A 22,949-nucleotide genomic window follows, 5' to 3' on the forward strand; every position below is an offset into this window, starting at 1 on the left:
TTGAATGCTTCATTCAACGTCAATAGCCTCTCAGGGTGGATTCATTCATCAACTTCAGACGTACGGCCGCCGCCCTGCTCCTCGCCCTCGGCCTGGCGGCCCCCGGGGCCCCCGCCTCCGCCGCGCCCCGGCAGCCCGCGCCCCAGGTCTGGCCGACTCCGCAGCACATGACCGTCGGAAAGGGCCGACTGCCCGTCCCCGACCGGGTCGTCGAGGTCGTCGGACCCGGCACCGACCCCTCCGCCCGACGGGTCGTCGAAGCGGCCCTCAAGGCGGCCGGCGCCGACCGCATCACCACCGTGCACAGCGGCGACCGCCCACCCCCGGGCGCCCTCACCGTGTACCTGGGCGGCCCCGGCGAGAACAGGGCCACCGCCCAGATACTGAAACAGCTCCACGCCGGCTCCCCGAGCGGCCTGCCCTCCGGCGGCTACGTCCTCGCCGCCGGCCGCAGCCGCGGCCGGTCCCTCCTCGCCCTCTCCGGCGCCGATGCGACCGGCACCTTCTACGCCGCCCAGACCCTGCGCCAACTCCTCGACGGGCGCCGGGAGTTGCCCGCGCTGACCATCCGCGACTGGCCCACCGCCGCCCTCCGCGGAGTCATCGAGGGCTTCTACGGCACCCCCTGGACCCACACCGAGCGGCTCGCCCAGCTCGACTTCTACGGACGTACGAAGCAGAACGTGTACGTCTACTCCCCCAAGGACGACGACTATCTGCGGGCCCGCTGGCGGGACGAGTACCCGCCCGCCGAACTGGCCCAGCTGAAGGAGCTGGTGGACCGGGCCACGGCCGACCACGTCCGCTTCACCTACGCCCTCTCCCCCGGCCTCTCCGTCTGCTACTCCTCCGAGGCGGACATCAAGGCCCTCGTCACCAAGTTCGACTCGCTGTACGCCATCGGTGTCCGCTCCTTCGCGATTCCTCTCGACGACATCAGCTACACGAAGTGGAACTGCCCCGAGGACGAGAAGGAGTTCGGCACCGGCGGCGGTGCGGCCGGTGCCGCCCAGGCCCAGCTGCTGAACACCGTCTGGAAGCGGTTCTCCGCGCAGCACCCGGACCTCGAGCCCCTGGAGACGGTCCCCACCGAGTACTCCGACCTGGCCGACTCCCCCTACAAGAAGGCCCTGCGGGAGCGGCTCGACCCGTCCGTGGTCGTCGAGTGGACCGGCGTCGGCGTCATCGCGCCCACCATCACCACCGACCAGCTGAAGCAGGCCCGCGAGGTCTACGGCCACCCGATCCTGGTCTGGGACAACTACCCGGTCAACGACTACGTCACCAGCCGTCTCCTCCTCGGCCCCTACACCGGCCGCGAACCGGGCGTGGCCGCGCAGGCCACTGGGGTGACCGCCAACCCGATGGTCCAGGCCGAGGCGAGCCGGCTCGCCCTGTTCACCTCGGCCGCCTACCTGTGGAACCCGAACGCCTACGACCCCCGCGAGGCGTTCCTCGCCTCGGTCCGCGATCTGGCCGGACAGGGCACCGGCGCCGCCAAGTGGCTGCGCGTCTTCGCGGAGAACAACTACTCCTCCCAGCTCGACGCGACCGAGTCCCCCACCCTCACCGGGCTGATCGCCGCCTTCCGCGAGGCGTTGCAGCAGAACAGCGGAGTCGACCGGGCGGCGGCCCGACTGAAGTCCTACTTCGCCGGCATGGCCGCCACGCCCGCCCAGTTGCGCGCCCACCTCGACAACCCGGGCTTCCTCGACGAGACCTCCGCCTGGCTGGACAAACTCGGCAGCTACGGGAGCGCGGGCGAGACGGCCGTGGACCTGCTGCTGGCGCACAAGGCCGGGGACACGACGGCGGTGTCCAGGTACTGGGGCGAACTCCAGGCCGACCGCAAGGAGTTGGACGCCGTACCACAGCAGGTCTCACCGGGCGTGATGGACCAGTTCCTCTACACGACGATGCTGGAGAACGCCCCCGACCCCGGCGTGGAAGCGTCCTTCTCGCCCCCCTCCCTCTCCCTGAAACCCGGGGCATCGGCGACGGTCACCCTCGACCTCTCCGACTCCCGGACCGGGCCGGTCAGTTGGAAGCTCGACGTGCCCACGGGCGTCACCGCCACACCCTCGGAAGGCACCGGCACACAGGCCACCATCACCCTCACGGGCAGGACGGTGGGCGTGCACTCGGTCGTCGTGGAAGGCACCGGCATCCTCGACCGGGCACTGCCCGTCCAGGTCACGGACGGCACCGGCACGCCCCGAGCCCTGACGGCCGACTTCAGTGGCGCGTCGGTGAGTTCGATCGACCTCTCCTCCGGGACGACGACGGACATCGCCGTCGGCGCCAACCCCGGCGAGGTCGTGGTGAGCGCGGACGGCCGTACCGCGTACGCGGCCAACCAGGGTTCGAACACGGTCAGCGTGATCGACGTGGCGAGCGCCGAGGTCACCGCCACGGTGCCGGTCGGCAAGGTCCCGGCCGGCCTCGCCCTCACCCCGGACGGCGACACGCTCTGGGTGGCCAACTACACGGACGGCACGGTCCAGTCGATCGACACCGCCACTCTGAAGACGGGCACACCGACACCGGTGGGCGACGGTCCCGAGAACATGGCGATCACCCCCGACGCCAAGACCCTGTACGTGGCGAACATCCACGACAACACGGTCACCCCCGTCGACCTCACCACCGCCAAGGCGGGCAGGGCGATCCCGGTGGGCCCGAGCCCCTTCAACGTGGTGGCGGCCCCCGACGGCAGGACGGTCTACGTCTCCAACTCGGGCGGCTCGACGGTGACTCCCATCAACACGGCGACGAACGACACCGAACCCACCCTCCTGGTCACCGGCCAGGCGTACGGCCTGGGCCTGTCCCCGGACGGCCGCACCCTCTGGGTCAGCCCCAGCAACGGTGACACGATCACCCCGGTGAACACGGTCACCGGCGCCCCGGGCACCCCGGTGAAGGTGGGCAGGTCCGCCTTCGACGTGTCCCTGAACTGGGACGGCACCACGGCCTACGTGACAACGGCGGACGCCAACGCCCTGGTCCCGGTGGACACGAGCACGGGCAGCACGGGCAACGCCTACACAACGGGCGCATATCCGCTGGCAGTCGCCCTGACTCCGGTACCTGTGAACTAAGGGTCAGGACACTTAGGGGCGCGGGGAACTGCGCGACCAGCCCCCCACCGGCCGCCAGTTCCCCGCGATACCCCAGAAACCCCAAACCCTAGGTGGCCGTACGCCGAACCCGCCCCGCATACCGCTTCTCCAACTCCAGATTCCCCTCGAACCCACCAGGCACGTTGGCCGACACATACACCGGCGGCCGCTCCCCGGACGCAAGCAACAACCCCGACGCCTCGGCGACAGCCATCTGCACCAGCATCACCCCGGTCAGAGTCGACAGCGCCCCCACCGCCCCACCCCCCGGCAACGCCATCATCGCGTCCCCCACCGGCGCCGCGTTGTCCAGCACCACGTCCGCCAGATCCACCAGCTTCTTCCCGCTCGCATGCCCGGCCGGCACGGCCGACGTGTGGGTGAGCGAGGTGATCGCGAGAACCCGGTGCCCCCGCGACTTCGCATGCAGCGCCATCTCCACGATGACGTTGTTGACCCCGGAGTTGGAGATGATCACGAAGAGGTCCTGCGGGGCAGGCGCGGCCAGGTCGTACAGCCGGACGGCGACCCTCGGCGCGCGCTCCAGCAGCGGATCGTCGAGAACGCTCGGCGCGTCCCCGCCGTACAGCACGAGGTCGGACATCTGGAGTCGGTTCGTGGGCACGAGCCCACCCGCACGGCCCGCGATCTCCAGCACCATCGCCTGGGAGTGCCCGGTGCCGAAGGCCTGGATCACCCCGTCGGCGCGGATGCAGTCGGCGATCAGCCCGGCGGCTCGGCGCACGTCCTCGCGGGCGGACTCGGTGACGTGACGGAGGACGTCCAGGCTCTGTTCGGCGAAGCCCTGGGCGCTGACTGACTCGACGGACACGCGACACTCCCCACTGATGGATTGAACCACCATTCAATCACCGATCGATGAATCAATAAATCACAGCACGGTCCTGGTATTCAATCAGTGCCCCAAAGGGTGGCTGATACCTTCTTTCCATGCCTCCGACGGACGTCACCACACTGATCCGCACCGAGCTGCCCCGGCTGGCCGGTTCCCTGCGGAAGGTCGGCGAGCTGATCCTGGAGGATCCGGCCGCCGTCACCCACTGCTCGGCCGCCGAGCTGGGACGCCGCACCGGAACCTCGCAGGCCACGGTGACCCGGTTCTGCCGGGCCATCGGACTCGACTCCTACCAGCATCTGCTGATCGAACTGGCCCAGGAGCGCGGGAGAGGCGAGGTCTCCGACTGGGGCTCGGCCGAGATCGGCCCCGACATCTCCCCGGACGACAGCCTGGAGCGGGTCGTCCAGGTGGTCGGCAGCGCCGACCTGCGCGCGATCCAGCAGACCATCGAGCGCATCGACCTCGACGCCCTGGAGCGGGCGGCCCAGGCACTGGCCAAGGCCCGCCGGATCGATGTGTACGGCGTCGGCGGCAGCGGCGCGGTCGCCCAGGAGACCGAGACCCGGCTGTTCCGCATCGGCTGCCAGGTGCGCGGCTGGACCGAGGTGCACGGCGCCGCCACCTCCGCGGCCCTGCTCACCCCCGCCGACGTGGCCATAGGGATCTCCCACTCGGGCGCCACCCGCGAGACCCTCGAACCCTTCGAGATGGCCAAGGAGCGGGGCGCGACCACCATCGCCATCACCACCGATCCGCGCTCCCCACTGGCCAAGGCCGCCGACATCCGGCTCATCTCGGCGACCTCGGAGACCAGTTTCCGCACCGGCAGCATCGGCGGCCGGCACTCCGTCCTGATGATCGTGGACTGCCTCTACGTCCGGGTCGGCCAGGTCGCCTACCAGCGGGCCAGCGCCTCCCTCGCCCTCACCGACCACATCACCCCGCAGCACGCCGTGAAGAACCGCCGGGCCCGCTGAGCCACGCTCCGGCTGGCCCGGAATGTATGGATGAACCACCTGAGATAACTGAAGATGGTTGTTTGAATCATCCCGGCGGTGCCAGGATGGGGCTCCCCCGAGCACGCACGAGCACTCGTAGGAGCCCCATGCGCGTCACCTCTGTCGAGTCGACCGAGCTGTTCGTCGGCACCCCCGGGCAACCGCGTCAGGTGGTGGCGGTCGAGATCGAGCACGTCCCGGGCCGGTCGGTCCGTGTCACCGTCGAGGGCGCCGCCCACGGGGAGACGGTCGCGACCGTCGGCGAGAGCGGCACCGTACGCGCCGAGATACCCGTGACCGGCGCCGACGGACCGATGACGGTCACCGCCACCGACCGGGAGCACACCGCGAGCGGCACCGGTGAGTTCACGGTCGCCGAGCCCGGCTGGACCATGTTCATGGTCAGCCACTTCCACTACGACCCGGTCTGGTGGAACACCCAGGGCGCCTACACCGAGACCTGGGACGTCGCCGACGACCCGGCCGGCACCGGACTGCCCGCCCGTACCTTCGACTCGCGCGGCCAGTCCGGGATGAGCCTGGTGAGGGCGCACTCCGATCTGGCCCGGCGCGACCCCGCGTACACCTTCGTGCTCGCCGAGGTCGACTACCTCAAGCCGTACTGGGACGCCTTCCCTGAGGAGCGCGGCTTCCTGCGGGAGCTGATCCGCACCGGCCGCGTCGAGATCATGGGCGGCACCTACAACGAGCCGAACACCAACCTCACCGGGGCCGAGGCGACCGTACGCAACGCCCTCTACGGCGACGGATACCAGCGGGCGATCCTCGGGGCGTCCCCGGAGACGGCCTGGCAGCTGGACGCGTTCGGGCACGACCCGCAGTTCCCGGGGCTGATGGCGGACGCGGGCGTCACGTCCAGCTCCTGGGCGCGCGGGCCGTTCCACCAGTGGGGGCCCACGCTCTCGGTGTTCGGCGAGGAGCCGCGGGATCCGAACCGGATGCAGTTCCCGGCCGAGTTCGACTGGATCGCCCCCTCGGGGCGCGGGATCCTCACCGCGTACATGGTCAACCACTACGGGGCCGGCTGGCGGATCGACAACGCGCCCACCCTGCCCGCGGCGGAGGCCGAGGCCCTCAAGCTGTTCAAGGGGCTCAAGCAGGTCGCGCTCACCCGCAACGTGCTGCTCCCGGTCGGCGGTGACTACGCCCCACCGTGCCGCTGGGTGATGGACATCCACCGGGACTGGAACGCCCGTTACGTGTGGCCGCGGTTCGTCTCCGGCATCCCCCGGGACTTCTTCGCCGCCGTCCGCGCCGAGTTGGAGGCCGAGGGCCGCAAGGCGTCCCCGCAGACGCGGGACATGAACCCGGTCTACACCGGCAAGGACGTCTCCTACATCGACACCAAGCAGGCCCAGCGGTACGGCGAGACGCTCCTCGCCGACGCGGAGGCCTGGGCGACGCTCGCCTCGCTCGTCACCGGTCACCCCTATCCGGACGCGGCCCTCGACAAGGCCTGGCGGCAGCTGGTCTACGGCGCCCACCACGACGCCATCACCGGCTCCGAGTCGGACCAGGTGTACATCGATCTCCTCACCGGCTGGCGGGAGCTGGCCGACCTCGCCGAGACCGTGCACGCCGACGCGACGAAGGCGCTGGCCGACCGGGTCGAGCCGGGCACCGGACCCGACCTCGTGGTCTTCAACCCCGCCACCTGGGAACGGCGGGACGTGCTGACCGTCGCCGACCCGGGGCTCGTCCCCGTCGGCGACGACTTCCAGCCGCTGCCGGCCGTCCGCGAGGAGGACGGCACCCTCCGGGTCGTCGTACCGCAGGTGCCCGGCACGGGCCTCAAGGCCCTGCCCCTGGCGGCCGGTTCGATCCCCGAGTGGACCCCCGGCGAGGGCACGACCATCCGCAACGAGTTCTACGAGGTGACGGTCGACCCGGTGCGCGGCGGCGCCGTGAGCAGTCTCAGGTCGGTCGCCGAGGACCGGGAACTCCTGCCCGCCGGGGACATCGGCAACGAGCTCGTCGTCCAGGAGGAGTTCGCCCGGCACCCGCGCTTCGGCGAGGGCCCCTGGCACCTCACCCCTACCGGCACGACAGCCGCCCGCAGCCGTGACGTGCCCGCCGACATCGATGTCGATCACTCCCCGGCCGGCTCCCGCATCACCGTCCGCGCCGACCTCGGGCTGTTCAGGTACACCCAGCGCCTGACCCTGTGGACCGGCGTGGACCGGCTCGACGTCTCCACGACGATCGACGGCTACGACGGCGAGGACCGCCTGATCCGCGTCCGCTGGCCCTCCGACGTGCGGGGCGGACTGCCCGTGCACGAGGTCGCCGACGCGGTGATCGGGCGGGGCTTCGGCTTCGTGGAGGTCAACAGCGAGGAGTTCCCCTGGACGCTGGACAACCCGGCCAACACCTGGTTCGCGCTCGGTTCCACGGCCCGGGTCGCGCTCCGGGACGACTCCGGGGCGGCTCTGGGCCAACGGTCCATCGGGGTCGCCGAGTTGGTGTACGCCGACTGGGACGAGGCCGGTGAGCTGGGCGCCCCGCTCGCGGCGGCCCTGGTCCGTGCGGGCGTCACCGCCACCTCGACCATCGCCGGCGGCCCCCGCTACGGCGACCTGGAGGTCGACTCCAACCTCCCCGACATACGGATCGCCGTCGGCGGCCCGGAGCGCAACTCCCTGGTCGCCGAGGCCCTCGCCATGGACCCGGCCGCCGACCGCGAACTGCGCCGCCAGGTCGCCGAACAGGGCGTGGCGGCCGTCTGGGTCGCGCCGCGTGCCTCCCTGCGCGAGGAGTGGGTGCCCGGCGCCGACCTGCGCGACCTGGAACGCCTGCCGCTGCTGGTGGTCGCGGGCTCCGACCCCTCGGGGGACGCGAAGGCGGTGGACACGCTGATCGCCGACCTCGACGACTTCACGATCACGGCCACCGCGGCGGGCGGCGGCGAGGCCCTCCCGCCCGGTGACGCCTGGGACGGGCGCGGCTTCGCCGTCCTGAACCGGGGCACGCCCGGCTGTGTGATCACCAGCTCCGGCGATCTCTACATGTCGCTCATGCGCTCCTGCACCGGCTGGCCGTCCGGCATCTGGGTCGACCCGCCCCGCCGCACCACCCCCGACGGCTCGGGCTTCCAGCTCCAGCGCTGGTCGCACACCTTCGAGTACGCGGTCGTCGCGGGCGAGGGCGACTGGCGGGACCTCGAACTCCCCGCGCGCGGCCACGAGTTCAACCACCCGCTCACGGCCAGGGTGCGCGACGAGGGGGAGAACCCGCTGCTGCCCCGCACGACCTCCCTGCTGGAGGTGGAACCGGCCCGCGAGGTGCTCCTGGACGCCCTCAAGCCGCTGGGCTCACCGCTGGCCAGGGGGAGCTCCGTCCCGGCGGACCCCGGCCGCGGGGTCGTGGTCCGGGTGCACGAGGTGAACGGGCGACCGGTGCGGGCCCGGGTGCGCGGGCCGGTCGCCTGGACGGAGGGCGCCCGGGCGGACGTACTGGAAAGGCCGGGCGAGCCCCTGACACCGGACGGCGAGGGGACCCTGGAGACGGCGCTCACCGGCTTCGAGGTGGCCACCGTCCTGGCCGCACCCCCGCAGGCCCCCGAACCGGGGACCGACCCCGGCGTCGCCGCCCACGAGCCCGCCCAGCCGATCCACACCCGCTACTGGCTCCACAACTCCGGACCGGCCCCCCGGGGCAACATGCCGGTGTCGGTCTACGTCTCCCCCACCGCTCTGACCGCCACCGGCCCCGTCACCGCGACGGTCCGGGTCGGCTCCGAACTCACGGACACCTCGACGCAGGGCACCGTGGTCTTCGAGGTACCACCCGGCTGGTCCGCGGAGCCCGCCGAACTGCCGTACGCGCTGGGCCCCGGCGGCTTCTCCCTGTCCGAGGTCAGGGTGACACCGCCACCGGGCGCCGAGCCCGGCCGCCACTGGCTCAGGGCCCGGCTGACGTACGGCGGCCAGACCTACGAGGACGTCGTCGGCCTCGACGTGCCGGGCTCCCCACCGGCCGGTCCGGGACTGACGTGCGAGCTGAACGCCGACCGGGTCACCGTGCGCCACGGTGAGCGGGCTCAGGTTCCGGTGAGCCTGCACAACACCACCCGGGGCCCGGTCGGCGGCCAGCTGTGGGCGGTGTCGTCCTGGGGCACGTGGCGGGGCGTGGGACCGGGCTTGCAGGGCTTCAGGGTGCGGGGAGGGGAGCGGACGGAGGCGGTCATCGAGGTGGACGGTTCATCGATCCCACCGGGCTCGTACTGGCTGATGGCGAAGACGGCATGGAACGGCCAGGTGGCATACACGAGGACGATCCCCTTGGAGGTGACTCCGTGACGCCGGAACACGCAGCACTGATAGACGGCGAACCCCTGCCGACAGCACGGGTGAACGCCTTCTTGGAAGCGCCCTATAGGGGCGCGGGGCTGCATCAATTTGCGGCTCCGCCGCGGGGCGCGACCAGCCACGACGGCCCCGCACCCGCCCGACGACAGATGGAACCCCCCTCTGTCGCGAGACAAAGACGCCGCTGGGCCACCCAAGTGATCGTCACCGACGAACTCGCCCGAAGGGCCTGCGCCGACCGAGGCCTGAAGGTCCCGGAAGAGCTCTCCCCGGCCAAGGCCCTCACCCTGGCCGAGTCCGACGTCGCAGACCTGGGCAGCATCGTCGCCGCAGCGCTGGCCCACTCCCCCGCCGCCCGCACCCTCCTCGCCGCCCTGGAGTCCGAACAGACGGTCCCGGAGACCGCCGTACGCGACTACTACGACCGCAACCAGGACCGCTTCCTCACCCCGGACGCGCTACGCCGAGGCGTGACCCCCTTCGACGGAGCGGCCCCGGAGGACGTACGCGTGTACGAAGAGGTCCGCGAGGCCATCTCACGCGAGCTGCAACGGGCCGCGGGCCACCAGGCCTTCTTCGGTTGGCTGGACCAGGCACGCGCCGGTGTGACCTACTCCCACGGGCACGAACACCCCGGCGATCCGTCCCATCCGGACCACGAACACCGTCACTGATCTCCTACGGAACCTAAAAGCAACACGGCAAACCATTGACCTCCGATGAATTCTGGTCCACCTTTTCATCAATCGGAGTCGGAGTTGGTTCATTGAACCAGCCGTGGAGGGGCATCACATGCGCGTAAAGAGACTGACCCGCACCCTGACCTGTATCGCCGTGCTGTCGCTCACGGCCGCCGGCTGCGGCCTGTCCGGCGGCGGTTCCGACAGCGGTGACGCCACCGCCGGCGGCTGCAAGGTCGACAAGGGCAACGTCGGGTCGGGCAAGCTCACCGGCGAGGTCAAGGGCGACATCACCTTCCAGACGACGAACCTGAAGAAAGACTTCGGTGACTTCTTCAACGGAGTGATCGCCGACTTCGAGAAGGCCCACCCCGGCACCAAGGTCAAGTGGATCGACGACCCCGGTGACAACACGTTCACCAGCCGGACCGTCGCCGACGCCCAGGCCTGCACGATGGCCGACGTCATCAACGTCAACGCGCCGACGGCGACCGCCCTCACCAAGGCGGGCTACCTGCTCGACATCGGCACCAAGGACCCCGACGCGGCCAAGCCCTTCGTGCCGTCCTTCTGGAAGACCGCCACCTTCGCGGACGCCTCCGGCAAGTCGATCCACACCACGCTGCCCTGGTACACCGGCGGTGTCCTCCTGACGTACAACAAGGACCTGCTGGCGAAGGCCGGCGTCGACCCGGCGAAGCCGCCGACGAGCATCTTCGGGCTCTTCGCCGACTACGAGAAGGTCGCCAAGGCCTCCGACGGCAAGTTCTTCGCGACGATGGCCAACCCGATCTGGCGCATCCCCGCGGACTTCGACCAGATGGGCATCAAGGTCCTCTCCCCCGACGGCAAGTCCGCCGTCTTCGCCGACGACCCGCGCACCACCCAGTGGGTCGCCTGGATGGCGAAGCTGTACAAGGAGGGCGCGATGCCGAAGGACTCGCTGTCCTCCAGCAACGACCCGTCCACGCTCTACAGCCAGGGCAAGGTCGCGTACGGCTCGACGAACCCGAGCTTCGTGCGGTTCGTGCAGCAGAACAGCCCGTCCGTCTACGACAAGACGGCCGTCGGGCAGCAGCCCTACGACGCGCTCGGCCGCGCCTCCGCCGGCGCCCCGCAGTACATCTCGGTCGCCGCGACCAGCAAGCACGCCCCGGTGGCTCTGTCGTTCGCGGAGTTCCTCACCGACGCCGAGAACCAGACGGCCTGGTGCAAGGACCCGAAGGTGGTGATCTTCCCGACCACCACCGAGTCACTGAACGACCCGTTCTTCCAGAACGTCACCGGCAGCGACCCGTTCTCGCAGGCCCGCAAGCTCGTCGCCGACCAGCTCAAGACGGCCGACACCAACCAGACCAACCTCTCCCCGGCCGTGCAGAACGCCATCGTGTCCCAGGTGCAGCTGGCCATGCAGGGCAAGAAGAGCGCTGCGGACGCCGTCAAGGACGCCCAGGAGAAGTCGAACGAACTGCTGAAGCAGGGCAGCTGACGGTGACGGCACAGACCATGAAGCCGGTGTCCGGCGTGGCGGAGTCCCCGACCTCCTCCGCGCCGGGCCCGGCCCCGTCCCGTCTCCGCCGACTCGCCAGGGCCGCGCTCCCCGGCCCCGCCCCCGGCGCCAACGGAGCGGCCATGTACCGCCGTTGGTGGCTGCCGTGGCTGTGGACCGCGCCCGCGATCGCCTGCGCGGTGGTCTTCGGCGTGTTCCCGTTCCTCAACACGGTGCTGCTGTCGTTCACCGACGCCAAGCCGCTGGGCGGCGCGTCGAGCTTCGTCGGGCTCGACAACTACACGCGGATGCTGGACGACTCGGACTTCTGGCTGGCGACCCGCAACAGCATCCTGTACGCGCTGATCGTCGTACCGCTGATGGTGCTGCTGCCGCTGCTGCTCGCGGTGCTGGTGGAGAAGAACCTGCCGGGCATCGGCTTCTTCCGGTCCGCCTTCTACACCCCGGTGCTGGCCTCCAGCGTGGTCGTGGGCCTGAGCTGGCAGTGGCTGCTCGCGGACGACGGACTGGTCAACACCTGGCTCCAGAAAGCCCACTTGATCAGGTCGGCCATCCCGTTCCTGTCGGACTCGTGGCTGATCCTGCTGTCCGCGATGGGCCTGACCCTGTGGAAGGGCCTCGGCTGGTACATGGTGTTCTACCTGGCCGCCCTCGGGAACGTGCCCAAGGAACTCCACGAGGCCGCCGCCATGGACGGCGCCGGAGCTGCCCGCCGCTTCTGGCACATCACCGTGCCCGGCGTACGGCAGGCCATGATGCTCGTCGGCACCCTCACCGGCATCGGCTCGCTCCGGGTCTTCACCGAGATCTACATGCTCGGCAGCTCCACCGGCGGCCCCGGCGGCGCCGACCGCACCCTGCCGTTCTACATCCGGGACGTCGGCCTGGACCCCATCACCGGCAACGCCGGCTACGGCTCGGCCGTCAGCGTGGCCCTGTTCGCGCTGACGCTGGGGCTGACCCTGCTGGCGCAGCGCCTGACGAAGGAGGACGAGGCATGACGACGACCGCCCTCGCGCCCAAGCGCCGCCGCCTGACACCGCGTTGGCGGGACTACGGCCGCCCCCGCGAGCTGATCGTCCGTTATCTGCTGCTCCTCCTGGTGCTCGGCCTCACGGTGGGCCCGCTGCTGTGGCAGCTGCTGGCGTCCCTGAAGGGCACGAGCGAGGACGTCTTCGGCGCGGACGCCACTTTGTTGCCGCACCACCCGACCCTGCGCGCCTACCGGACGGTCTTCGACCAGGTGCCGGTGTGGTCGTACATCAAGAACAGCCTGATCGTGGTGGCCCTGTCGGTCACCAGCCAGCTGGTGTTCTCCACCACCGCCGGCTACATGCTCTCCAAGCCCGGCTGGAAGGGCCGCAAGGCGGTCTGGGTGGTCCTGGTCGCCTCGATGATGTTCCCCTTCGAGTCGATCATGGTGTCGCTGTTCCTGAGCATCCGGGACCTCGGCCTGGTCGACAGCCTGGCCGGCGTGTGGCTCCCCGGCTTCGTCGGCGCGATCAACGTCCTCCTCATGCGCGGCGCGTTCCTCGCGGTCCCGCGCGAGATCGAGGACTCGGCGATGCTGGACGGCGCGAACGAGTGGCAGCGCTTCCGGTACCTGTACCTGCCGTCGGCGTGGGGCGCGATCCTGGTCGTCGTCATCAACACCTTCATCAGCGCCTGGGACGACTTCCTGTGGCCGCTGATCGTGCTGCGCTCCGAGAGCAACATGACGCTGACGCTGGGACTTTCCCGTCTCCAGAGCTCGTCGTTCGGCTACGACCAGCGGATGGTGATGGCCGGTTCGGTGATCTCGGTGATCCCGGTGCTGGTGCTGTTCGTGATCACCCAGCGGTGGTTCTACAAGGGCGTCTCGGCGGGGGCCGTGAAGCTGTGACCCTTCACACCGAGCGCCTCCGCGGCTGACGCGGCGACCCTGATCTCGACGGTGCCACCGAGACCTCGGAGCGGCAGGGTCACCGTACGGCGCTCCCCCGGAGCCAGGCCGACACCCTCGAACGCACACAGTTCGAGGGTGCGCGGCCAGGTCGGCGTGACGAGGCGGCGAAGGTAGACCTGGACCACTGAACGGCCGTAGCGCGGGCCGGTGTTGGTGACGTCGACCTCGACCGTACGTCCCGTCAGGCGCGGCTCGCCGTACGCGAAGTCCGTGTACGACAACCCGTGCCCGAAGGAGTACCGCGGCTCGGCGCTCTGGTCCACGTAACCGCCGTACTCGGTGTCCTTGTGGTTGTAGTAGACGGGGAGCTGGGCCGCCGAGCGCGGCACGGAGACCGGGAGTCGGCCCGCCGGTTCGGCGAGTCCGAGCAGGACCTCGGCGATGGCGTCGCCGCCCCAGGGGCCGGGGTACCAGGCCGTGAGCAGCGCGGGCGCGGTGTCGGGTACGACGTGCGGGCGCCCTTGGACCAGGACGACGGCGGTCGGCGTGCCCGTGGCCACGACGGCGTCGAGGAGCGCGTACTGGGCCGCGCCGAGCCGCAGTTCGGCCAGGTCTACGCCCTCGCCGCAGGTCATCTCGGGGACCGCGGTGAGCGCGGCCCCGTTGGCGTCGAACTCGGTCCCGGTGGTGCGGGCGCTGCTGCCGCCCAGCACCAGCACGGCGAGGTCGGAGGCGGCGGCCGCGGCGATCGCCGCCGGGATGCCGGAGAGGTCCGTGCCGGTGAGGGCGCAGCCGGGGGCGTGGCGGATGTCGAGTCCGGGCGGGGCGAGCCGGCGCAGGGCGTCGAGGACGCTGCTGCCGGTGCCGGGGCGCTGCGGGGCCGTGTAGTCGCCCAACTGGTGCGCGGTGGTGGCCGCTTGGGGTCCGAGCACGGCGAGTCGGGAGACGTGGCCGCCGATGGGCAGGACCCCGTCGTTGCGCAGGAGGGTGACGGCGGCCCGGGCGATCTCCTTGCTGAGCTCCGCGCCACCGGGCGGCGGCGCGGCGGCCGTGTGCCGTCGTTCGAACAGTCCCAGCCGGAACTTGAGGCGCAGGACGCGGGCGACGGCCGCGTCGAGGACCGTCTCTTCGACGAGCCCGCGCTCGACCGCTTCCTCCAGGTGGGTGAAGCCCTCGTCCCAAAGGCTCAGATCCACACCGGAGTTGAGCGCGAGAGCGCCCGCCGAGACCTTGTCGCCGGTGATACGGGCCAGCCGGTCGACGGCGAGACCGTCCGCCATGACCAGCCCCTCGAAGCCCCACTCCTCGCGGAGCAGCCCGGTGAGCAGGGCGCGGTTGCCGGAGCAGGGCATCCCGTCGACCTCGTTGTACGCGGCCATGACGGCGGCGGCGCCCGCGCGGACACCGGCCCGGGCGGCCGGGAGGTGGATCTCGTGGAGCTCGCGCCAACCGAGCTCGGACTCGGCGGAGTTGCGACCGCCGACGGTGGCGCCCTGGCCCGCGAAGTGCTTGAGGACGACGGGGGCCTTGTCCTCCGCGAAGACGTCACCGGCCCCTTGCATCCCCCGGACCAGCGCCTGGGTGAGCCGCGCGGCCAGGTAGGGGTCCTCGCCGAAGCACTCCTCCGTGCGGCCCCAGCGCGGGTCGCGGACGATGTCCAGCGCCGAGACGAGGGCCACATGGCCGCCGCGGGCGCGCAGTTCGGCGGCGGCGTGCGCGGCGGCACGCTCGTACAGGTCCGGGTCCCAGCCGGCGCCGACCGCCAGGTTGACCGGGAGGACCGTGCCGTCCAGGGCCATGAGGCCGTGCGGGACCTCCTCGACGAAGAGGGCGGGGATACCGAGCCGGCTCCGCTCCACGACGTGCCGCTGCACCAGCTCGGCCAGTTCGGCCCCGTCCTCGGCGCCGGGCCCGCTCCCGTGGTCCACGCCGGACCAGGCGTCGGCGCGCTGGAGGCCGTACAGGGCGCCGAGGCCCTCGAAGCGGTCGGTCTCGGCGTACAGGGCGTCGGTGAGTTCGAAGCCGCCGCCGGGGGTGCGGCGGTAGGCGTCCCAGCCGTACATCCGCTGGTTGAGCTGGCCGGCCTTCTCGCGCAGGGTCATCCGCGCGAGGAGGTCGCGGACGCGGGCGTCGGTAGGGGCGGTGGGGTCGCGGTAGAGGGCGTCGCTCATGAGGTGTGGGCCAGTCGTGCGAGGGCGACCGCGCCGGGGCAGCCGTCGGCCACCCAGTCGAGGCTCAGGTCATGGGCGTGGAGCCGCTCGGCCAGCGGGGCGGTGAGGGGGCCCGCCGGCCCGAGGAGGCCGCCGGTGGCGACGATCCGCTCGCCGGGGCGCGGTTCCAGCGCCCGTACGGTCTCCAGCAGGTGGTCGGCCGCCTCGGCGAGGATCGCCAGGGCCACGGCGTCCTTCTCGGCCGCCGCCTCGGCGACCAGCGGGGCGAAGCGGGCCAGCCGGATCGGCGGGTCGGCCATCACGGCGGGCAGCAGATGCCGGCGGAAATCCTCACGCCGGGCGCGCTCCCAGCCGGGGACTCCGGGGGCGGGGGTGCCGGTACCGCTCGGCAGGTCGGTGCCGCCATGGTCGTACGAAGGGATTCCGCCCTTGGGGAGGACGTCGACGGGCAGGCCGAGGGTGCGGCCGACCCAGGCGGCGAGGACGGTGGGGCGGCCGCGGCCGTCGGCCATGCGCAGGGCGGCGCGGACCGCGCTGCGGCCGATCCAGAAACCGCTGCCCTCGTCACCGAGGAGCCAGCCGTCGCCGTCGACCGTGGTGGTGGCGCGCCGGGCGGTGACGCGCAGGGCGACCGCGCCGGTGCCCGCGACCAGGGCGAGGCCGTCGGAGGGGGTGCCGGGGGCGGCGGCGAAGGCGGCCTCGATGTCGCTGCACACGCCGACCCGGTCCGACGGGATACCGAGGCGGCGCAGCGCCTCGGTGAGGGCCGTACGGGCCTTCACGGTGCCGGGGTCCTGTGCGGAGGCCGCCGTGGCGCCCGCGAAACCGCCGGTCACGGCCACGACCCGAGTACGCGCCTCCTCGGGCACCACTCGGGCGAGTGCCTCGACGAGGTGCTCGGTGAGCTGCGGGACCGGCACGGTCATGGCGTTGCCGGGGCCGCCGACGGCCTCGCCGAGCACCCGGCCGTCGGTGGCGGAGGCGGCGGCGAGAAGCGCGCGGGTGCGGGTGCCGCCGGCGTCGAGGCCGATGACCAGGGCGCCGGGACCGTCTCCCAGTTCGTGGTTCAAATAATTACCCATCGATGACTATGGTGATTGATACATTCGCGCAGGACAAGAGCGGAAGACGAGCCGGGCCGAGGTCGGACCGGGCCGAACCCGAGGAGGATCCCATTCCCACGCTCCGCTTCGGCGTCAACTACACGCCCCGCCACGGCTGGTTCCACGCCTGGCACGACTTCGATCCGGCCCGCACCCGCGAGGATCTCGCCCAGATCGCCGGACTCGGCCTCGACCACGTCCGGGTCTTCCACCTCTGGCCGCTCCTCCAGCCCAACCGCACCCTGATCCGGAGCGCCGCCGTCGACCAGCTCGCGCAGCTGGTCGACCTGGCCGCCGAGGCGGGCCTGGACGTCCTGGTGGACGGCGTGCAGGGCCATCTGTCGAGCTTCGACTTCTACCCGGAGTGGACCCGCAGCTGGCACCACCGCAACGTCTTCACCGACCCGGACGCCGTCGCCGCCCAGGCCGACCTGCTGCGCACCCTCGGCCGCGCCCTGTCCGGCCGCCCCAATCTCATCGGCCTCCAGCTGGGCAACGAGCTCAACAACCTGATCGAGCACAACCCGGCGACGGTCGAGGAGGTCGACCACTACCTGGACTCCCTGCTGGCGGCGGCCCGCGAGGGGCTCGGCGCGGGCGGGGGCCTGGTGACCCACTCCGCGTACGACGCGGCCTGGTACGGCGACGACCACCCCTTCACCCCGCAGGCCTCGGCCCGCAAGGGCGACGTCACCACCGTCCACCCCTGGGTCTTCTCCGGCGGCTGCGCCGGCCTCTACGGCCCCCGCTCACCCCAGGTCCTGCACCTCGCCGAGTACGGCACGGAACTCGCCAAGGCCTACGCCGAGGACCCCTCCCGCCCGGTCTGGGTCCAGGAGACGGGCGCCCCCGAACCCCACATCCCGGCCGCCGACGCCCCGCACTTCGCCCGCGAGACGATCCTCAACGCGTCCGGCTGCGAGGGCCTGTGGGGCGTCACGTGGTGGTGCTCCCACGACGTGGACCGCGCCCTGGCGGACTTCCCGGAACTGGAGTACACGCTGGGCCTCTTCGACGCACAGGGCCGCCCCAAGCCGATCGCGGAAGCCCTGGCGTCCACGGTGGCGGAACTCCGGGTGGCCCCCCTGGCGGCCCTCCCCCGCGACACGGCCCTGATCCTGGACTGCACCCCGTCCACGCGATCGGTATCGGGCCCGGGAGGCGCGTACTTCGAGGAGTGGATGCGGTTGCGCCAGCAGGGGGTGCGGCCAGCGGTGGTCCTCGCGGAAAAGACGGAGGACGAGGGCTACTTGGCGGCCAGGGGAATCAAGGAGCTCATACACATTCCGTGAAGGTGAGCTACTCCAGGGGATCGGGGAACTGCGCGACCAGCCCCCACCGGCCCGCGGACGAAATCATCGCGCAACGACCAGAACCTCAGCCACCGCCCGCAAGTTGACCTTCCCCCGCCCGTAAGAACACAACGCGCCATCCTCCGGCAGCCCCGTGGCGACCCGTACCGCCCCCGGCCTCCGGCCCATCAGCTCATCCCGCACGCGGGCCTGCCACGGGTACAGGCCCGCATCACACGTGGCCACGACCAGCGGCGCACTCCCGGCCCTGGCCAGAATCACATCGACGAGCACCGAAGGATCAACCGGCTCCCCGGAAACCGCCGTCCCCGTAGCCGTCGGATCAACAGCCAGCACCTGGGTCAGCAGATCCTCCCCGCCCCAGTTCAACGCGGGATGCGGCGCCGGGAACAGATCCACGACATGCGCCCCCGACACGCGAACCGGCAGCTCCTGACCGGACACGGCCCGGCGAGCCGCCTCAAGACCGGCCTCCGCGTCCCACGGCGCGACCTCCGCCGCCGGCGTCGCGTACCGCGAGGCCAGCCGCTGCACCCGCCCCGCCGCCTCCCGGATCCGCTCCTCCGCCAGCACCCCGTCCCGCAGCGCCTCCAGCACGGCGTCCCGGCACTCCAGGGTGACCCTGAGATCGGCCACGGCGACGATGACCTGGTCGGCCCCGGCGGCGAGGGCGATCCGCGCCCCCGCGGCCTCCCCGTACAGGTCGGCGATCGCCTTCATCTCCAGCGCGTCGCTGACCAGCACCCCGTCGAAGTCGAGCTCGTGCCGGAGCAGATCGCCCAGGATGCGACGGCTGAGCGTGGCCGGACGGTTGGCGTCGAGCGCCGGGAACACGACATGCGCGCTCATCAGCATCGGTACCCCCGCGGCGATCGCCGCCCGGAAGGGTGCGAGGTCGAGTTCCTCGTACGGCCGCGGGTCGACGGCGATCTCGTGGTGGCTGTCGGTGAGGGTGCCGCCGTGCCCCGGGAAGTGCTTGGCGCAGGAGGCGATACCGCGGGCCTCGGTCGCGGCGATCCAGGCGCGCAGATGCCGGGAGACCAGCTCGGTGTCCTCGCCGAAGGCCCGGGTGCGCACGATCGGGTTGTCGGCCTGCCGCTGGACGTCGGCTACGGGGGCGTAGGAGGCGGTGATGCCGAGGGCGGCCAGGTGTCCGGCGAGCGCGTCGGCGCAGCGGGCGGTGAGGGCCGGGTCGTCGACGACGCCGAGGGCGTAACTGCCGGGGACCTCCGGGGCGCCCGCGGCCACCAGGTGCCCGATGCCGCCGCCCTCGTTGTCGATGGCGACCAGCAGGTCGGGGCGCAGGGCCCGCAGGGTGTCGGTGAGGCGGCGCACCTGCTCCGCGTCACGCACGTTGCGGGTGAACAGGATGACCCCGCCGAGGCCGCGGTCGATGAGCCGCTTCAGGGTGTCGGGGACGGCCGTGGTCCCCTCGAACCCGGCGACGAGGCAGCGGTGGGCGGCCTCGTCGAGGTCGACGGGGAGGGCGGTGCGGGCAGACGGGTGCTCGGTGTGGGTCACCCCCGGAATCCTCTGGCTCACTCAGCCGAAAGTCAACAGACCGATGGTTCGGTCATTCACTCCGGGGGTGGTGGTGTCAGCCCTCGTCCGCCGTCAGCCGCAGCGAGATGCTGTTGATGCAGTACCGCTGGTCGGTGGGCGTCGGATACCCCTCGCCCTCGAAGACGTGCCCGAGGTGCGAGCCGCAGCGGGCGCAGCGCACCTCGGTGCGGACCATGCCGTGGGAGCGGTCCTCGATCAGTTCGACCGCGTCGGTGTCCTTCGGGTCGTAGAAGGACGGCCAGCCGCAGTGGGACTCGAACTTCGTGGTGGAGGTGAAGAGTTCGGCTCCGCAGGCGCGACAGGAGTACACGCCGGTGGTCTTGGTGTCGGTGTACTCACCGGTGAAGGCGGGCTCCGTACCGGCCTGGCGGAGTACGGCGTACTCGGCCGGCGTCAGCTCCGCTCGCCACTGCTCGTCCGGCTTTTCGACGTCGTACGACATGAAGCTCAGCCCCTTACTTCGCGAGACGGTCCAGGATCAGCGGGCCGAGGTCCGTGACATCACCCGCGCCCATGGTGAGAACCAGATCACCGGCCTTCGCCATTCCCGCGACCGCCGACGGCACCTCCGCCTTGTCGTGGACCGGCGTGACGTCCGCGCCCGCGGTCCGCGCCGCGTCGATGATCAGCTCGCTCGTGACCCCGGGGAGCGGGTCCTCGCGGGCCGGGTAGATGTCCAGGACGACCGAGGCGTCGGCCAGCGCGAGGGCCTCGCCCATCTCCTTGCCGAGCTCCTGGGTGCGGGAGAAGAGGTGGGGCTGGAAGACGACCAGGATGCGGGCGTCCCCGGCGGCCGCGCGCATGGCCTCCAGGTCGGCGGTCATCTCGGTGGGGTGGTGGGCGTAGGAGTCGATGACCTGTACCCCGGCCGCCTCGCCCTTGAGCTGGAGGCGCCGCTTGACGCCGGTGTACGCGGCCAGGGCGGGCGCCAGCTCGCCGGCCGGGACCCCGAGGGCCACGCCCGCTGCCAGCGCGGCGACCGCGTTGTGCGCGTAGTGGCGGCCGGGGACGGAGACCGTGAAGGTGAGCTCGGCACCGTCGAGGAGCACGGTGACCTCGCTCTTCAGGCCCTGCGGGACGACCGACAGCACCCGCACGTCGGCGTCCTCGGCGTCGCCGTACGTCACCACGCGCACCCCGCTCGCCCTCACCCGCCGGGTCAGCTCGCGAGCGCCCTCGTGGTCGGCGTTGACCACCAGCGTGCCGCCCTCGACGACCCGGCCGACGAACGTCTCGAAGGACTCGTAGATCTCGTCCATCGACGCGTAGTTGGCGTGGTGGTCGAGCTCGACGTTGAGGACGATCGCGACCTCGGGGGCGTACTTGTGGAAGCTGCGGTCCGATTCGTCGGCCTCGGCGACGAAGATCTCGCCCTCGCCGTGCAGGGCGTTGGAGCCGGGGGCGTCGAGGTCGCCGCCGATCGCGTACGACGGCTTCAGGCCCAGTTCGGACAGGGAGACCGCCAGCATCGACGTGGTCGTGGTCTTGCCGTGCGTGCCCGCGACGGCGATCGGCCGCAGGCCGTCCATCAGGGCGGCGAGGGCGTCGGAGCGGTGGACGACCGGGATGCCGAGCTCGGCCGCCCGGGCCAGCTCGGGGTTGTCGGCCCGGATCGCCGAGGACACGACCACGCAGGTGGCGTCGGACGCCAGGTGCTCCGCCGCGTGCCCGATGTGCACGGTCGCGCCCAGCGCCCGCAGCGCCTCCGCGGTCGCCGACTCCTTGGCGTCGCTGCCGGCCACCTTCGCCCCGCGCTGCGCGAGGATCTTCGCGATCCCCGACATCCCGGCCCCACCGATCCCGATGAAGTGCGGTCGGTCCATGGCGGTAGGAAGGCCGGGTGCCATGCGTGTGTCTCCCCAAAGTGGTGCGGTACGAGTGCGGGGCTCAGCCTATGCCTTGCTGTGCGAGAACAGCTTCAGCACCGGTACGCCCACCTTGTGACGGGCCCGGGACGCCCAGTCGCGGTGGAAGAACTCCTCCACGTAGTGCGGATCGGTCAGGACGATCACCTCGTCCGCGCCGATCTCGTCGACGAGGGACTTCAGCGCGTCCAGGGGGTGGTCCTCGATGAGCCGCCCCTCCGCCTCGCTCCCGGAGGCTCTGAGCGCCTGGAGGGACACGGACAGCGCCTGCTCCCCCACTCCCTTCGCGGCCTCGCCCTCGGGTGTCTCCCGCTCCCGTACGGCCTCGTCCAGCTCGCCCAGCGCCACGTCGTCGATGGCCCTCAGCAGCCGGTCCGCCTGATCCCCCCGCGGCTGGAGCAGCACGTGGAACGCGACCTGCTCGTCCCCGTGCAAGGTGGTGACGAACTCCACGTCGGCGGACGTCAGGGCCTTCTCGATCATCAAAACGCTGGTGAACACCGGGCGTCCCCTTCTCTGGGCTCTGCGGAAACCATCCTGCCCCGTGATCGCACGGGTACTGCCGGATTCAGTGTGCCCGTCGGACGCTAAACGGAACGACAGATTCCACCGATGTCGGCGACAGCGGTACGGATCGAACCCCTATACCCATACGCCCCCGTTCAAGGCCGGCGGTACCTGCTGTAGAGGAATCCGTCCTCCTCCAGCAGGGAGTCCAGTACGAACCGCGCGGGCACCGCGACCGACGGTCCGCCGGCGATCCGCTGCGCGTCCCCCGCGGTGAGCATCGGGGACAGGGTCAGACAGAGCTCGTCGAGCACCCCGGCGGCCACCAGTTGTCCGAGCAGCCGGGGTCCGCCCTCGGTCAGCAGCCGGGTGTGCCCGAGCTCGGCCAGCGCCCGTACCGCCCGCGCGGGGTCGACGCCGACGCCGTCCCCGGCGATCACCACCCGTGCCCCGGCCTTCTCCGCCGCGGCGACGCGGTCCGGGGCGGCCGCCGCTCCGGTGAGGATGAGCGTGGGCACCAGGGGCGAGGTGTACAGCGGGAGGGAGAAGTCCAGGTCCAGGCTCGCGCTGACCACCGCGATCGCCGGGGCCGGGCCCTGTCCGGCGGTCTCCCGCACGGCCGCGAACTCCGCACGCGCGCGTGCGGGCCGGTACCCCTCCTGGCGGACCGTTTCCGCACCGACCACCACGACATCGGCCAGCGCCCGCAGCGTCCCGAAGATCCGCATGTCGGTCGCGGTCGAGATGGGGTGCGAACGACCGTCGTGCTGGGCGGCCCCGTCGAGCGTGGAAACCATGTTGGCGCGCAGCCAGACCTCCGGAGCACCGGGTCCCGCGCCCGGCCCGAGCTCGGGGTAGGCGTAGGCGGCGGCGAGCTCGGCGAGGCTCCAGTCATGACCCGCCGGCGGCCGGGCCGCCGTCGCGTCGCCGTCGTGGCCGCTCCCGTTCTCGGCCGGGGTCCGGATCGCTGTCTGGTCGGTCACAGGGAACAGGCGTCGCATGTCGTGCAGTGTGGCACGGCGCTTAGCATGGTGAACCGTGTCTA

The 22,949-nt window shown here is 71.5% G+C and carries 16 protein-coding genes; 8 read left to right on the top strand and 8 right to left on the bottom strand.

The genetic code is table 11. The features are described 5' to 3' along the window. The first annotated feature begins 35 nt into the window (after positions 1-35). Positions 36-3,101 (top strand): beta-N-acetylglucosaminidase domain-containing protein, encoded by a 3,066-nt coding sequence (locus OHN19_RS09755; protein ID WP_330263807.1) that lies wholly within the window; start codon positions 36-38, stop codon positions 3,099-3,101. Positions 3,102-3,189: 88 nt separating this feature from the next. Here the strand turns inward: OHN19_RS09755 and OHN19_RS09760 are convergent, their stop codons facing one another. Beyond that, entirely contained in the window at positions 3,190-3,954 is a 765-nt protein-coding gene (locus tag OHN19_RS09760; RefSeq protein ID WP_330263808.1) for an SIS domain-containing protein, read from the bottom strand. A 119-nt stretch (positions 3,955-4,073) separates the two neighbouring features. On the opposite strand from OHN19_RS09760, the gene OHN19_RS09765 reads away from it, so the two are divergent. The 6 genes from OHN19_RS09765 to OHN19_RS09790 all read left to right on the top strand — a co-directional run bounded on the left by OHN19_RS09765 (position 4,074) and on the right by OHN19_RS09790 (position 13,379). Beyond that, the gene (locus OHN19_RS09765; RefSeq protein WP_330263809.1) at positions 4,074-4,958 is read left to right on the top strand and encodes a MurR/RpiR family transcriptional regulator; all 885 of its coding nucleotides are present in this window, start codon (positions 4,074-4,076) and stop codon (positions 4,956-4,958) included. A 128-nt stretch (positions 4,959-5,086) separates the two neighbouring features. Continuing rightward, a complete protein-coding gene (locus tag OHN19_RS09770) occupies positions 5,087-9,298 on the top strand; it encodes an NEW3 domain-containing protein (protein WP_330263810.1) in 4,212 nt (1,403 codons plus the stop codon). Then, on the top strand, positions 9,244-9,981 hold the full coding sequence (locus OHN19_RS09775; RefSeq protein WP_330263811.1) for a peptidyl-prolyl cis-trans isomerase: 738 nt from the start codon (positions 9,244-9,246) through the stop codon (positions 9,979-9,981). The genes OHN19_RS09770 and OHN19_RS09775 overlap by 55 nt, the downstream gene beginning before the upstream one ends. 118 nt (positions 9,982-10,099) lie before the next feature. Then, a complete protein-coding gene (locus OHN19_RS09780; RefSeq protein ID WP_330263812.1) occupies positions 10,100-11,476 on the top strand; it encodes an extracellular solute-binding protein in 1,377 nt (458 codons plus the stop codon). 2 nt (positions 11,477-11,478) lie between these two features. After that, positions 11,479-12,498 (top strand): carbohydrate ABC transporter permease, encoded by a 1,020-nt coding sequence (locus tag OHN19_RS09785; protein WP_419249511.1) that lies wholly within the window; start codon positions 11,479-11,481, stop codon positions 12,496-12,498. Next, a complete protein-coding gene (locus OHN19_RS09790) occupies positions 12,495-13,379 on the top strand; it encodes a carbohydrate ABC transporter permease (RefSeq protein ID WP_330263813.1) in 885 nt (294 codons plus the stop codon). The genes OHN19_RS09785 and OHN19_RS09790 overlap by 4 nt, the downstream gene beginning before the upstream one ends. Here OHN19_RS09790 and OHN19_RS09795 read toward each other — a convergent pair. Both OHN19_RS09795 and OHN19_RS09800 read right to left on the bottom strand, forming a co-directional pair. Then, positions 13,343-15,553, bottom strand: a complete 2,211-nt coding sequence (locus OHN19_RS09795) for a glycoside hydrolase family 3 N-terminal domain-containing protein (RefSeq protein WP_330263814.1) — start codon at positions 15,551-15,553, stop codon at positions 13,343-13,345. The two genes, OHN19_RS09790 and OHN19_RS09795, sit on opposite strands and share 37 nt — an antisense overlap. After that, entirely contained in the window at positions 15,550-16,635 is a 1,086-nt protein-coding gene (locus tag OHN19_RS09800) for an N-acetylglucosamine kinase (RefSeq protein WP_330263815.1), read from the bottom strand. Before OHN19_RS09800 ends, OHN19_RS09795 begins: the two co-directional genes overlap by 4 nt. Before the next feature lie 8 nt (positions 16,636-16,643). On the opposite strand from OHN19_RS09800, the gene OHN19_RS09805 reads away from it, so the two are divergent. Continuing rightward, positions 16,644-17,948 (top strand): glycosyl hydrolase, encoded by a 1,305-nt coding sequence (locus tag OHN19_RS09805; protein WP_330269569.1) that lies wholly within the window; start codon positions 16,644-16,646, stop codon positions 17,946-17,948. Positions 17,949-18,011: 63 nt separating this feature from the next. On the opposite strand, the gene nagZ is transcribed toward OHN19_RS09805, so the two are convergent. The 5 genes from nagZ to OHN19_RS09830 form a co-directional block, all read right to left on the bottom strand. Beyond that, the gene (gene nagZ, locus OHN19_RS09810; RefSeq protein ID WP_330263816.1) at positions 18,012-19,490 is read right to left on the bottom strand and encodes a beta-N-acetylhexosaminidase; all 1,479 of its coding nucleotides are present in this window, start codon (positions 19,488-19,490) and stop codon (positions 18,012-18,014) included. A 76-nt stretch (positions 19,491-19,566) separates the two neighbouring features. Then, complete coding sequence (gene msrB / locus OHN19_RS09815; RefSeq protein ID WP_330263817.1) at positions 19,567-19,974, bottom strand: peptide-methionine (R)-S-oxide reductase MsrB; 408 nt, start codon at positions 19,972-19,974, stop codon at positions 19,567-19,569. Between the two features lie 13 nt (positions 19,975-19,987). After that, on the bottom strand, positions 19,988-21,379 hold the full coding sequence (gene murC, locus OHN19_RS09820; protein ID WP_330263818.1) for a UDP-N-acetylmuramate--L-alanine ligase: 1,392 nt from the start codon (positions 21,377-21,379) through the stop codon (positions 19,988-19,990). A gap of 45 nt (positions 21,380-21,424) precedes the next feature. Beyond that, a complete protein-coding gene (locus OHN19_RS09825; RefSeq protein WP_330263819.1) occupies positions 21,425-21,898 on the bottom strand; it encodes an indole-3-glycerol phosphate synthase in 474 nt (157 codons plus the stop codon). A gap of 161 nt (positions 21,899-22,059) precedes the next feature. Beyond that, the gene (locus tag OHN19_RS09830) at positions 22,060-22,905 is read right to left on the bottom strand and encodes a pyrimidine reductase family protein (protein WP_330263820.1); all 846 of its coding nucleotides are present in this window, start codon (positions 22,903-22,905) and stop codon (positions 22,060-22,062) included. Positions 22,906-22,949: the final 44 nt, after the last annotated feature.

Origin of the sequence: Streptomyces griseorubiginosus, from assembly GCF_036345115.1 — a bacterium.
GTDB classification, from domain to species: domain Bacteria; phylum Actinomycetota; class Actinomycetes; order Streptomycetales; family Streptomycetaceae; genus Streptomyces; species Streptomyces griseorubiginosus_C.

Excerpts from the sequence above, each read along its gene's own strand:
- OHN19_RS09765 (WP_330263809.1), top strand. The coding sequence starts at position 4,074 with ATGCCTCCGACGGACGTCACCACACTGATCCGCACCGAGCTGCCCCGG.
- OHN19_RS09770 (WP_330263810.1), top strand. The coding sequence starts at position 5,087 with ATGCGCGTCACCTCTGTCGAGTCGACCGAGCTGTTCGTCGGCACCCCC.
- OHN19_RS09775 (WP_330263811.1), top strand. The coding sequence starts at position 9,244 with ATGGAACGGCCAGGTGGCATACACGAGGACGATCCCCTTGGAGGTGAC.
- OHN19_RS09780 (WP_330263812.1), top strand. The coding sequence starts at position 10,100 with ATGCGCGTAAAGAGACTGACCCGCACCCTGACCTGTATCGCCGTGCTG.
- OHN19_RS09790 (WP_330263813.1), top strand. The coding sequence starts at position 12,495 with ATGACGACGACCGCCCTCGCGCCCAAGCGCCGCCGCCTGACACCGCGT.
- OHN19_RS09795 (WP_330263814.1), bottom strand. The coding sequence starts at position 15,553 with ATGAGCGACGCCCTCTACCGCGACCCCACCGCCCCTACCGACGCCCGC.
- OHN19_RS09800 (WP_330263815.1), bottom strand. The coding sequence starts at position 16,635 with ATGGGTAATTATTTGAACCACGAACTGGGAGACGGTCCCGGCGCCCTG.
- OHN19_RS09805 (WP_330269569.1), top strand. The coding sequence starts at position 16,644 with ATGGTGATTGATACATTCGCGCAGGACAAGAGCGGAAGACGAGCCGGG.
- msrB (WP_330263817.1), bottom strand. The coding sequence starts at position 19,974 with ATGTCGTACGACGTCGAAAAGCCGGACGAGCAGTGGCGAGCGGAGCTG.
- murC (WP_330263818.1), bottom strand. The coding sequence starts at position 21,379 with ATGGCACCCGGCCTTCCTACCGCCATGGACCGACCGCACTTCATCGGG.
- OHN19_RS09830 (WP_330263820.1), bottom strand. The coding sequence starts at position 22,905 with ATGCGACGCCTGTTCCCTGTGACCGACCAGACAGCGATCCGGACCCCG.